This window comes from Ruminococcus sporogenes (assembly GCF_054655175.1).
The window spans coordinates 182,738-195,629 of sequence record NZ_BAAHOA010000004.1 but is presented as its reverse complement, the minus strand read 5'-3'; the positions used below and the strand labels follow the sequence as shown (position 1 = coordinate 195,629).

The window sequence follows — 12,892 nt, the reverse complement described above, 5'->3', positions numbered from 1 at the left end:
GGAGATGATAAAATGGTAAAGAGAAAAACGCGTTTCGGATTGACTGAGATAGTTTCCGAACACAGAGGACAGTGGAAAAAAATATGGATGCTTGCGGTAAACGATCTTATAAAAAAATACAAGGGTTCCGTTATGGGGCCTTTATGGGCGCTGATTAAACCGTCGTTTACGCTGTTTATATTATGGTTTGCCTTTACTGTGGGAATAAGAAACAGCGGGATGGTAAGCGGCTATCCGAGGTTTGTCTTTATGCTTTCAGGATATATTCCGTGGTTTTTTATAAATGAGGAAATCGTAGGCGGATCCCGTTCTATCAGAAACAACAGTCAGTTTGTGACGAAGCTTTCCTTTCCAGTATCTAATATAATGACCTTTAATGCGCTTGGTTTGCTGATTGTCCACATAGGCATGTGCGTTATAATGTATATTATGCTTATATTTATGGGATACGGACCGTCCGTTTACAATCTTCAGTTTTTCTACTATATGCCGATGATGTTCCTGTTTCTGCTGGCTCTTTCTTGGGCGACGGCGCCTCTGAGCGCGTTCAGCAGGGATTTTGAAAATCTTATTAACTCAATTATGACCGGCCTTTTCTGGCTTTCAGGCATATTCTGGAACACATATGAGGTGCAGAGCAGAATTTTAAAAACGGTTATGTATTTTAATCCGCTGAATTATTTTATAAACGGTTACAGGAAATGCTTTCTTTACCATGAATTTATTTTCGACAGCAATTACACTACGGAAACCCTTGTATTCTTTGCGGAGTTTCTGCTTATTATCTTCTTAGGCTCGCATTATTACAGAAAGCTTAGAAAAATCCTACCCGATGTTCTTTAAAATAACAGCAAAGGAGCGGCAGTCATGAGCAAAACCGTAATAAAGTTTGAAAATGTCAGTAAAGAATATTTTCTTTATAAAAATGAAAAAGCAAGATTCAAGGCTATTTTCAACAATAATAAGGGCGTCAAGCGCCATAAGGTATTGGACGGCATTTCATTCGAGATAAAAGAAGGAGAATCAGTCGGAATAATAGGTAAAAACGGCGCGGGAAAATCGACTCTGCTGAAAATGATAACCGGCGTGTCCTTCGCAACCTCCGGAGATATATACGTAAACGGCAAGGTGGCGGCGCTTTTAGAGCTTACGGCCGGTTTTTCCGGGGATATGACGGGCAGGGAAAATATTTATCTTAAGTGCTATCTGCTCGGTCTTGAAAAGTCCGAGATAAGTGAAATAGAGAATAGTATAATTGAATTTGCAGCGCTGGGAGAATATATTGATCAGCCGGTAAGAACCTATTCAAGCGGTATGAAAATGCGTCTGGGCTTTGCTATAAATATAAATATACGTCCGGATATACTTGTTATAGACGAGGCTCTCAGCGTGGGGGACGCCGAATTCAGAAAAAAATGCGAGGCCAGAATAAGAAAACTGAGAGATTCGGGCATAACCGTTTTATTTGTAAGTCATTCTATGGCGAGCATGAGCGACACATGCAGCAGGGCTATTTATTTGAACGGCGGAAAGATTGTTTTTGACGGGGACGTCTGCGAAGCGTTTGAAAGGTATAACGGAAAGAAAAAGTGAGTTTATTGTTAAGAACTTTATTATGATAGACCGGTCAAACGTGCCCAAAACATTTGTTATGTGACGACGATATACAGAAACAAACCCTCAGGAAATAAAAATCCTGAGGGTTGATAAATTTAATTACTGTTAAACTAAAAGCTATAGTTAAAATTCAGCCTGTAATTGAAGATTTCTATTTCAGCAAGTCTTGATGTATCATCTTGTCTTGCTTGACGTATATTAATCATTTTTTTACCTCAAATTTCTGTTTATTGCTTTTAATTATAGCAAAGTAAACGATATGAGTCAATACAATAAAAATACTTAAAGCCTTTGATACTTTAATTTCAAAGGCTTTTGGTATTTTAATCATTAACTATTTCCGCATATTTTTTCTAAAAAATATCTGTGCACTGAAACGTCGTTTGTAAGCTCCGGATGGAATGCGGTAACAAGCTGCTTATCCTGTCTTGCCGCGACTATTTTGCCTCCGCAGACAGCAAGAGGCTTAACCCCTTCGCCTGCCTCTTCGATATACGGCGCTCTTATAAAAGTCATTGGGATTTTTCCTATTTCGTCAAAGCTTTCTTCCGCGTTGAAGCTTCCGAGCTGACGTCCGTAGGCGTTTCTTTTGGCGGTAATCCGCATTGTGCCTAAGTGAACGGATTCGTCGCCGAGGATTTTTTCCGCAAGCAGAATAAGACCGGCGCATGTGCCGAATACGGGCATACCGTCCTGTATAAACTTTCTCAACGGATTCATTAATTCAAGCTCGTTTAAGAGCTTTCCCATGACCGTGCTTTCTCCGCCCGGCAGCATCGCCGCGTCCATGCCCTGCTCTATATCCTTTTTCTGCCTTATTTCAAAGACATCGGCGCCTAAAGACGCAAGCATTTTTTCATGTTCAGTAAACGCTCCCTGTAAAGCCAGTACGCCGACCTTCATTATTTCCCTCTTTCTGCCATAAGCAAAGCTATTTCCTGCTCGTTTATTCCGACCATTGCTTCTCCGAGATCCTCGGAAAGCTCTGCGAGCATTTTGTAATCGTTAAAATTGGTTACGGCTTTTACTATTGCAGCCGCACGTTTGGCGGGATTTCCCGATTTGAAGATTCCCGAACCGACGAATACTCCCTCTGCGCCAAGCTGCATCATAAGAGCGGCGTCCGCCGGAGTCGCAACGCCTCCCGCCGCAAAGTTTACAACAGGCAGTCTTTTGTTTTCTGCAACATATCTTACAAGGTCATAATCAACCTGCAAGTCCTTTGCCGCCTGATAAAGCTCGTCTTCGGACATTGACGAAATTCTGCGGATTTCTCCCTGCGTCGTTCTCATATGTCTGACAGCCTGAACGACATCTCCGGTACCAGGCTCGCCCTTTGTTCTTATCATAGACGCGCCCTCGCTGATTCTTCTGAGAGCTTCCCCTAAATCCTTGGCGCCGCATACGAACGGAACCTCGAATTTTGTCTTGTCGATATGATATTTATCATCGGCCGGCGAGAGCACCTCGCTTTCATCTATATAGTCAATTTCTATAGACTGCAAAATCTGAGCCTCGGCAAAATGCCCTATCCTGCATTTTGCCATAACCGGTATTGACACCGCCTCCTGTATTCCCTTTATCATTTTAGGATCGCTCATTCTGGCGACGCCTCCTGCCGCCCTTATATCGGCAGGTATCCTTTCAAGCGCCATTACCGCGCATGCGCCGGCCTTTTCAGCTATTTCCGCCTGTTCGGGAGTTGTAACGTCCATAATAACTCCGCCCTTGAGCATCTGTGCAAGCTCCTTATTCAGTTCATAACGATTATTTGCCATATTAATCTCCATTCTGCCGCTTTCGGAATCAGCGAATATAGTAATGAAAATATCTCTGCGGCTTTATGTATTTTCATTTGATCTGTCGTACTAACGATTTATCAGTATAATATTAATATTTTTTACGCTGATTGCCGCTTGACTGTTTTTATAAAGTACGATATAATATTAATACTGAATTGACATTATTTCAATAACCAATTTTAATATTTTTTATAAGGTCGATTTTATATGCTAACTTTTAATTTAGATCCTCAATCTCATATTCCGTTATACAGTCAGCTTTACAGCGCTGTCAGAAGCTCTATAGAAAAAGGTGAAATAGCCGCAGGAGAGCGGCTGCCGTCGAAAAGAGAGCTTGCCTCGCATCTGAAAATAAGCGTTGTTACAGTTGAAAGCGCTTATTCTCAGCTTTGCGCGGAGGGCTATATTCATTCGAAGCCGGGCAGCGGTTTTTATGCTGAAAAAATACAATCAAGGCTTGCTTCTGAAAATATGGATATTCCGCATATAGACAAGGAGCCGCCGGAAGACAATTATAAATATGATTTTGGTACTAACCGCGCTGACACGGCCTTCTTTCCGTTTTCATCATGGGCAAAGCTTTCAAGGGAGGTGCTGAACAGTCAAAGCGAAGATCTGCTTAATTCCTGCGGTCCTTATGGTACGGCGGAGCTGAGAGTGCAGATAGCGGCATATCTTAAAAGCTTCCGCGGTATGAATGTAAACCCAAAACAAATCGTTGTGGGAGCGGGCTCAGAATATCTTACGGGACTTATTATACAGTTATTGGGGAGGGAACGTTCCTATGGAATAGAAAATCCCGGATATGGGAAAATATATCGAATATTCAAGCAAAACTGCATGAAAACTGTGCCGATAGCTATGGACGATTACGGCGCGGATATAAGAAATGTATTTGATAATACTGATATTTATCATATTACGCCCTCCCATCACTTTCCCCTCGGAACAATAATGCCCGTCAGCCGCCGTCAGGAAATTTTAGGCATGGTTTATTCTGAAAACGGAAAATATATAATTGAGGACGATTACGACAGTGAATTCAGATTTTCCGGTAAACCGATACCGACTCTTCAAAGCATGGATACCGGCGAACGCGTTATATATATTAATACTTTCACAAAGACGCTTGCTCCGTCAATGAGAATAAGCTATATGGTTCTTCCGCCTCATCTTGTAACGGCCTACCGTAAAAGGCTTGGATTTTACGCCTGCACTGTTCCGGTTTTCGAGCAAATTACTTTATCGGAATTTTTAAAGCAGGGTTTCTTTGAGAGGCATATCAGCCGCATGAGAAAGCTTTACAGAAAGAAGCGGGACATTTTTCTGACAGCGGCGGAGGAATGGAAAAGAAAAGGGACGGTTATTATAAGCGGTGAGGATTCGGGACTTCATTTTCTTATGCGCGTCAGAAATTCAATGACTGAAAGCGAGCTTTTGGAGTCGGCGGCGGCACACGGAATAGGACTTCACGGATTGTCCGAATATTACTGGACGGATAAAGAGTCGGCGCCCGAAAGCCGAATCGTCATAGGCTATTCGGGAATGGACGGCGAAGCGATAAGAGAAGCGGCCTCACTGCTTGGAGAAATATGGAGACTTTAAAATAATAAAAAAGTACCGGATATTATTCCGGTACTTTTCATATATAATATATTAACCCATTATAACTGTGATTTTGTTTTCTGTCGCGAGCTTATCAGCCGGAATGTAATTACCCTCCAGTTTTTCTCCGTTGAGTACGATTTCCCTTACTCCGCTCTGAACATGCTCCGCATTCTGAACTTCAATAGAAAGCTGTTTTCCTCTGAATGATTTCTCGATTCTGAAACCGTCCCATTCAGATGGAATTGCAGGAGAAACAGTCAGTCCGTCGGCGTCGGGACGCATTCCGCAGATACCCTCCACACAGCCAACCATAACAGTTGAGGCTGTTCCGGTAAGCCAATGAACATGAGAGCGTCCCTCATAAGGAGAAGCCTTGCTTTCAGTGAACTGTCCGTGAGCATAAGGCTCGATAACTCTTATTTCCGCCTTGTCGTTCATTGCCGCCGGAGAACTTTCCATAAAGTATTCAAACGCTCTGTCGCCGTGACCTATCAGGGATTCGGCAAGAATGAGCCAGCCCTGCGACTGAGAGAATATTCCCCCGTTTTCCTTTGTATCGGCGTTGAAAATATGCATTAAAGCGCCGTCAAAGTAATGATCCTTATAGGGAGGATCTAAAAGCTTAGCGCCGTATGGAGTATTGAGTATATCGTGAACGCTGTTCAAAGCGTCCTCCGCCTGCTTGTTCGAAGCGAATTTTGAGATTACGCTCCAGCTCTGAGGATTAAGCCACATGCTTGCTTCAGGATCGTTCTTTGCTCCTACGATTACGCCGTCTTCGCGTATTCCTCTTATAAATCTGTCCTCGTCCCAGCACTTTTCAAGCGACGCGCCTAATTCGGACTGAACCTTTTCAATATAAGAAACATATTCTATATCGTTTCTTTCAGCCGCCATATCCTTTATTACAGACATTGCATAATAAAGCTGGAATGCTACAAAGGTGGATTCGCCCTTTGCGCCCATTCTCAGGCAGTCGTTCCAATCGGCGTGAAGTCCGGCCGGCATAGCGTGAGCGCCGAGTCTTTCCATTGAAAAGCGTATGGCGTTTTTAAGATGATCGTAAACTGAAGCCTCGCCGCCGTTGGCATATACGATTACCTCGTCAAGAAAGCTCTTGTTGCCGCTTTCTCCGATATATTTAACGATAGTCGGAAACAGCCATAATGCGTCGTCTGCACGGTATGAAGGGTGTCCTGTTTCCTTAACGTATTCCGGATCGTCCGGCGTATTTTCATGACCGGCGTTATGATTGAATTTTACAAGAGGCAGACCGCCGCCGTTATCAACCTGCGCCGAAAGCATAAAGCGGATTTTATCCGCCGCCGTCTCCGGATCAAGGTGAATAATGCCCTGTATGTCTTGAACGGTGTCGCGGTAGCCGTAGCCGTTTCTGAGTCCGCAGTAAACGAATGAAGCCGCTCTTGACCATATAAAGGTTATAAAGCACTGGAAAGCGTTCCATACGTTTATCATATTATTAAATTCTTCTGACGGAGTTTCAACCTGAAAACGGTTGAGAGTAGAATGCCAGTAGCTCTTAAGCTCTGCTATTTCCCTGTCCGCCCTGCCTTTTTCCTTGTATTCCTCAAGGATAGCGCTTGCTTCCCTGTTATCCTTCTGACCTAAAATATATATAAGCTCGGCAGTCTGTCCCGGCTCAAGAGTAATATCCGATTGCAGCGCTCCGCAGGAGTTGGAGTTATAATTCATAGAGCCGTCAAGCCTGCCCTTTTCAACTGCCTCGGGATTTGAATAGGTTCTGTAAGAGCCGATAAAGCTGTCGGGATTTCCGCAGGCTGCCGTCACGTCGGCGCCTACCATACCGAAAAATCTTTCGCGGTGGTTTGAGCCTGTTTCGTCCCTGCCTGAATTTTCGTTGATGTGCTGAAGAATCTTGTTGCCCTCAAAGCTTGTTCTGGTAATAAAAAGCGTATACTGCAGATTTACCTGATCCTGTTCATAGTTGTTGTCATTGGTAAATTCCACAAAGCCGAAAACAGAAAGCTTTCTTGGCTTTGAATCGTTATTTATTATTTTGCTGCGCCATACCTCGTAGGTTTTTCCGTTCGGCACATAATAAGCGGTTTCAGCGGCTATATTCTCATATTCCGAGCTTATAACCGTATAAGCGGTACCGTGGCGGCATTCGCTTTTATACTTGTCCAGAGGCTTTCCCACAGGCTGCCATGAAGCAGACCAGTAATCAGCCGTATCGTTATCTCTTATATAGATATAACGGCCGGGCAGAGCCATCATGGAATTGAAGCGGAAACGGCTGATTCTGCCGTTGGCGCCGGATTTTACAAAGCTGTAGCCGGCGGCATTGTTTGAAATGATAGCGCCGTATTCAGGCGAGCCGAGGTAATTCACCCACGGCGCCGGCGTATCAGGCTTAGTTATGACATATTCCTTGTTTTTAAGGTCAAAATAACCATAGTTCATCGTCAGATCTCCTTTTAGCTGAATAGTAAAAGATTCGCTTCGCCTTCCGGCATAAAGCTAATAATATGATACCATTTAATAAGATATATTTCAAGGGGGTATATTAAATTTTTTCTTTTGTCTATCAGGTATATTAATGAAAGGAATTTTTTTATTTAACACTTCCATTTTTTATGGAAAAGTAGTATAATAATAAAGATTAAGCAAAAGACTATTAAGATTGGAGGTTTTTCCTTTTCGGGAAATACGTACTTAACATGAAACCATATCTTAAAAGAGCGTGGGCGGAAATAAGTCTGAGCGCACTTGAAAAAAACATAAGAGCGATTAAATCAACGCTTTTCAGGGAAACGTCTCTGATGGCCGTAATTAAGGCTAACGCTTACGGTCACGGCGAGGACGGCATACTGAAAAAGCTTTGCGAATGCGGAGTAAAATATTTTGCCGTATCTAATCTTGACGAGGCGGTGAGCGTCAGAAGTCATTGTCCCGAGGGAGAAATACTTATTCTCGGCTACACTCCCCCTGAGTTTGCGGATGAGCTTGTAGAAAATAACATAATACAGGGAGTGCTTTCGCTTGACTACGCCGGAGAGCTATGCAAAAACGCCAAGGCGGCGGTTCGCTGTCATATAAAGATAGACACCGGAATGGGCAGAATAGGACTTAAATATCGCGCTCCGGAGGAATGCGCCGTCGAAATAAGAAATATTCTCTCGCTTGATAAACTGAGCGTAGAAGGATTATACACTCATTTTGCGGCAGCCGACGCAGATGATGAGGAAAGCTGTGAATATACCGAACGTCAGGCGGATTTTATTATCAGAACCTACGATCTTCTTAAATCAGAAGGAATCGTTCTTCCGCACCTGCATTTCCTCAACAGCGCAGGGCTTTGCTATCACAACAATAAAAGAAGCACTCTTGCCCGGGCGGGAATTATAATGTATGGGCTTCACCCTAATTACCCGTTGAAGCTGCCGATAGAGGTAGAGCCGGTAATGACGCTCAAGGCTGTCGTTTCTCAGGTCAAGGAGCTTGGGAAGGGAGACAGTGTAAGCTACGGCAGAATATACCGCGCGCCTGAGGATAATATAAGGGCCGCGACGGTAACGGTCGGTTATGCGGACGGCTATTCAAGGCTTCTTTCTGAAAAGGCGGAGGTACTGGTAAACGGGAAGCGATGTCCTGTTATAGGCAGAATATGCATGGATCAGCTTGTGCTGGACGTTTCGCATGCCGGAAACGTCAGGGAGGGCGATATTGTTACGCTTATAGGAAGAGACGGAAACGAAGAAATAACCGCCGACGAGTTAGCGTCGCTTTACGGAACTATCGGCTATGAGGTCGTATGCGGCATATCTAAAAGAGTGCCCAGAATATATGTGGACTAACGATATTTGGAGGAATATGATTTGACTGAATTACAAAGGGAAATAAACAAAAGGCGCACGTTCGCCATTATATCGCATCCTGACGCCGGAAAAACCACTCTTACCGAAAAGCTTCTGCTTTACGGAGGCGCAATAAATCAGGCGGGCAGCGTTAAAGGAAAAAAATCAGACAGACACGCGGTTTCGGACTGGATGGAGATAGAAAAACAGAGAGGAATCTCGGTTACGTCATCTGTGCTTCAGTTCCGTTACAGGGATTTCTGCATAAATATTCTGGATACGCCGGGACATCAGGACTTTTCCGAGGACACCTACCGAACGCTGATGGCTGCGGATTCCGCGGTAATGGTTATCGACGCGTCGAAGGGGGTTGAAAACCAGACCAGAAAGCTTTTTAAGGTTTGCGTAATGAGGAATATACCGATATTTACGTTTATAAATAAAATGGACAGAGAATCGCGTAATCCCTTCGATCTTCTTGAACAGATAGAAGATGAGCTTGGCATAAAAACCTATCCCGTAAACTGGCCTATCGGATCGGGCAGGGAATTCAAGGGCGTTTACGACCGCGGAACAGGTCGTATAATCAGCTTTGAGGCGAACGGCGGAAGCCGTCAGGCGGACGCGGTAGAGGCAAGTCTTTCCGACAGTTCTCTTGACAGTCTTATCGGCGCAGAGCGTCGTGAAGCTCTCGTGGAGGATATTGAATTGCTCGACGGTGCAAGCGAGGAATTTGATATGGAGCAGGTAAGAAACGGAAAGCTTTCTCCGGTATTTTTTGGCTCAGCGCTTACCAATTTCGGAGTACAGCCGTTTTTGGAAAGCTTTCTTGATATGACCACATCTCCGCTTCCGAGAATCTGCGCCGAGGGAAGCGCGGATCCGTTTGACGAGGAATTTTCAGCCTTCGTGTTCAAAATACAGGCGAACATGAATAAGGCTCATCGTGACAGACTGACGTTTATGAGAATATGCTCGGGTAAGTTCGAAAGGGATATGGAGGTTGTGCATGTCCAGAGCGGCAAGAAAATGCGTCTTTCGCAGCCCCAGCAGATGATGGCGCAGGAGCGTGAAATAATTGAAAGCGCGTATGCGGGAGATATAATCGGCGTTTTTGATCCCGGTATTTTCTCTATCGGCGACACTGTTTGCTCTCCGAAAAAAAAGGTTACCTTTGAGGGCATACCTACCTTCGCTCCCGAGCATTTTGCAAGGATTAGGCATAAGGATACCCTGAAGAGAAAGCAGTTTGTCAAGGGCACGGAACAGATTGCGCAGGAGGGCGCAATTCAGATATTCAAGGAGCCTTATACCGGTATGGAGGAGGTTATTGTCGGAGTTGTCGGCGTTTTGCAGTTCGAGGTATTCGAATACCGCATGAAAAACGAATATAACGTTGAGATAATCCGCGAGCCTCTGCCGTATTCATATATCAGATGGATTGATAAAAGTCCCGTCGAGCCTAAGGAGCTTATAATAAGCTCAGATACCAAGCTTGTTCAGGATTTCAAGGATAATTTCCTGCTGCTGTTTTCAAGCGAATGGAACATTAAATGGGCTTTGGATAAAAACGAGGGACTGGAGCTTTCAGACTTCAACAGATAAAATAAAAGCCTTTCTGATAGAAAGGCTTTTAATTTTAGCTTTTAGAAAAAGCAAAGCAAAATATTTTTGCTTTATGAAAAGCAAAGAAAAGTATTTTTCATTTCTTTGCACGCAAGATTTAGCTTTTACGAAAAGCATAGTAAAAGTTATTTTTCATTTCTTTGCTTGCACAAAGAAACGAAACAAAGAAATGCACCGGCTCAAACGCCGCCGGACCGCTAATGCCACATAAAGCGGCAAATTTTATACATGAATTTACAAAAATAACTGTTTTCTCACCCATTAAAAGCTTACATATTTTAGATGGAAAACGCTCCTATGCTTTATAAGAGTGTGGTTTTACTTGACTTATTTCTTTATTCTACTTTTTTGTTTTTATGAAAAGCAAAGAAAAGTATTTTTCATTTCTTTGCTCGCACAAAGAAACGAAACAAAGAAATGCGCCGGCTCATTCGCCGCCGGACCGCTCATGCCGCGTAAAGCGGCAAATTTTATACATGAATTTACAAAAATAACTGTTTTCTCACCCATTAAAAGCTTACATATCTCGGATGGAAAACGCTCCTATGATTAATAAGAATGTGGTTTAATTGAATTTTAAAGTATTTTTATTCAATGCCAATAAAAAAATAATATATATCAACATCTAATGCTCTGGAAATATCAAATAGAGAATCTAAGTTAATTTCTTTGCCATACCGAGGATATTCAATTAAACTTATAAATTTTCTGCTTTTGCCAATCATTTTACCAAGCTGCATTTCCGTTAATTTTTTCTGCTTTCTAATATTTTTAATATTTCTGCCGAGAATCTTGCTTTTCTCATAGTTTTCCTTATTTTTCTTATATTCATTACTTCTTTCAACTTCCTTTTTCACTTTAACCTCCACTATTAATAACTTATAAGATAATTATATCATATAAAGATATTAATAGTGAATTTTAGCGAATATTTCGCTATATCATAAACAATGTTCTTATAAATCATAGGAGCGTTTTCCATCCGAGATATGTAAGCTTTTAATGGGAGTCAATTTAGTTATCTCACACATTCATGTATAAAATTTGCCGCTTTATGCGGCATAAGCGGTCCGGCGGCGTTTGAGCCGGCGCATTTCTTTGTTTCGTTTCTTTGTGCGAGCAAAGAAATGAAAAATACTTTTACTATGCTTTTTCTAAAAGCTAAATCTTGCGAGCAAAGAAATGAAAAATACTTTTACTATGCTTTTTTCAAAAGCTAAATTTGGCGAGCAAAAAAATAAACAAAAAAAGCCAAAGGAGCAATCCTTTGGCCTTTTTTATTTAAAATACATATAAAGATTACACTTTATCATGCCGTTGTAAAGCTTTCGTTTTTTATCGGCTTTTTTTCCGAAAAACCGTTCAAAATCCTCATGAGGAGAAATTATATAGCAGGGATTTTCTGCCGACGGATTCATTACCTTACCCATTATTGTATAAAGCTGTTCCGCCTCTCTTATGTCAAGCATTCTTTCGCCGTAAGGAGGATTACAGATAACTATGCTGCCCGGCGTCGGCTTGAAATCTGCAATATCGGCCGCGTCTATCCTGATTTTAGATTTAACGCCCGCCTTTTTGGCGTTTTCAACCGAAAGCATAACCGCCTCTCGGTCGATATCAAAGCCGAAGGCCTGAAATTCCGCTTCACGGTTTACCATGCTGATTGCCCGCTGTCTTTCATCGCTCCAGACGCGCTGATTAATACAGTCCCACTTTTCAGCGGCGAATCTGCGGTTAATGCACGGCGGAATATTCAGCGCCTTTATTGCTGATTCAATAAGAAACGTTCCGCTGCCGCAGAGAGGATCGCATACTGTGCTTGAGTCTCTGATCCTTGCGAAGTCGATTATTCCCGCCGCAAGCGTTTCCTTTATAGGAGCCGCGTTGGCGTTTCTGCGGTAGCCTCTTTTGTGAAGTCCCGCGCCGCTGGTGTCAAGGTAGATAACAGCGTTGTCTTTCAGAATACTGAACTGTATCTGGTGAACGGCTCCGGTTTCTTCAAACCAGCCGGTATGGTATTTTTCCTTAAGGCGTTCAACAGCCGCCTTTTTGATTATCGACTGACAGTCGGGAATACTGTGTAGTGTGGAATTAAGGGAATGTCCCTTTACCGGAAACGCGTCCTTTATCCCTATAAAATTTTCAAAAGGAATTTTTTTTACTCCCTGAAAAAGCTCTTCGAATGTAACTGCTCTGAATTCCGAAAGCTCTATGAGTACTCTTTCAGCGGTGGAAAGGCAGATATTAGCCCTTGCCGCCATATCGAAGCCGCCCTCGAAGCTTACTCTGCCGTCTCTGACAGTTATGTTCTCTCCGCCGATTTTATTTACTTCGTACTTCAGTACGCTTTCAAGTCCGAAATGACATGGACAGGTCAGTTTAAGTTTATTATCCAAAATA

Annotated in this window: 10 protein-coding genes; 5 read left to right on the top strand and 5 right to left on the bottom strand. The window is 43.0% G+C overall.

Annotated features, from left to right (window positions below; translation table 11 throughout):
• The first annotated feature begins 12 nt into the window (after positions 1-12).
• Entirely contained in the window at positions 13-843 is an 831-nt protein-coding gene (locus ACYQ0N_RS13800) for an ABC transporter permease (RefSeq protein WP_177532736.1), read from the top strand.
• Positions 844-867: 24 nt separating this feature from the next.
• Positions 868-1,593 (top strand): ABC transporter ATP-binding protein, encoded by a 726-nt coding sequence (locus tag ACYQ0N_RS13795; RefSeq protein WP_177532735.1) that lies wholly within the window; start codon positions 868-870, stop codon positions 1,591-1,593.
• A 354-nt stretch (positions 1,594-1,947) separates the two neighbouring features.
• On the opposite strand, the gene pdxT is transcribed toward ACYQ0N_RS13795, so the two are convergent.
• On the bottom strand, positions 1,948-2,520 hold the full coding sequence (gene pdxT, locus ACYQ0N_RS13790) for a pyridoxal 5'-phosphate synthase glutaminase subunit PdxT (protein WP_460163021.1): 573 nt from the start codon (positions 2,518-2,520) through the stop codon (positions 1,948-1,950).
• Positions 2,520-3,395: a pyridoxal 5'-phosphate synthase lyase subunit PdxS gene (gene pdxS / locus ACYQ0N_RS13785; RefSeq protein WP_460163020.1), complete on the bottom strand. Its 876-nt coding sequence runs from the start codon at positions 3,393-3,395 to the stop codon at positions 2,520-2,522. Before pdxS ends, pdxT begins: the two co-directional genes overlap by 1 nt.
• 231 nt (positions 3,396-3,626) lie before the next feature.
• On the opposite strand from pdxS, the gene pdxR reads away from it, so the two are divergent.
• Entirely contained in the window at positions 3,627-5,024 is a 1,398-nt protein-coding gene (gene pdxR, locus ACYQ0N_RS13780) for a MocR-like pyridoxine biosynthesis transcription factor PdxR (RefSeq protein WP_460163019.1), read from the top strand.
• Between the two features lie 51 nt (positions 5,025-5,075).
• Here the strand turns inward: pdxR and ACYQ0N_RS13775 are convergent, their stop codons facing one another.
• Positions 5,076-7,472 carry a glycoside hydrolase family 94 protein gene (locus ACYQ0N_RS13775; RefSeq protein ID WP_460163018.1) on the bottom strand — a complete coding sequence of 799 codons (2,397 nt, stop codon included), beginning with the start codon at positions 7,470-7,472 and terminating at the stop codon, positions 5,076-5,078.
• Between the two features lie 257 nt (positions 7,473-7,729).
• Here ACYQ0N_RS13775 and alr point away from each other — a divergent pair, with 257 nt between their 5' ends.
• Both alr and ACYQ0N_RS13765 read left to right on the top strand, forming a co-directional pair.
• Complete coding sequence (gene alr / locus ACYQ0N_RS13770) at positions 7,730-8,866, top strand: alanine racemase (protein ID WP_177532730.1); 1,137 nt, start codon at positions 7,730-7,732, stop codon at positions 8,864-8,866.
• 21 nt (positions 8,867-8,887) lie between these two features.
• On the top strand, positions 8,888-10,471 hold the full coding sequence (locus ACYQ0N_RS13765; RefSeq protein WP_177532729.1) for a peptide chain release factor 3: 1,584 nt from the start codon (positions 8,888-8,890) through the stop codon (positions 10,469-10,471).
• 608 nt (positions 10,472-11,079) lie between these two features.
• On the opposite strand, the gene ACYQ0N_RS13760 is transcribed toward ACYQ0N_RS13765, so the two are convergent.
• A complete protein-coding gene (locus ACYQ0N_RS13760) occupies positions 11,080-11,349 on the bottom strand; it encodes a helix-turn-helix domain-containing protein (RefSeq protein WP_460163017.1) in 270 nt (89 codons plus the stop codon).
• 420 nt (positions 11,350-11,769) lie between these two features.
• On the bottom strand, positions 11,770-12,888 hold the full coding sequence (locus ACYQ0N_RS13755) for a THUMP domain-containing class I SAM-dependent RNA methyltransferase (RefSeq protein WP_460163016.1): 1,119 nt from the start codon (positions 12,886-12,888) through the stop codon (positions 11,770-11,772).
• Positions 12,889-12,892: the final 4 nt, after the last annotated feature.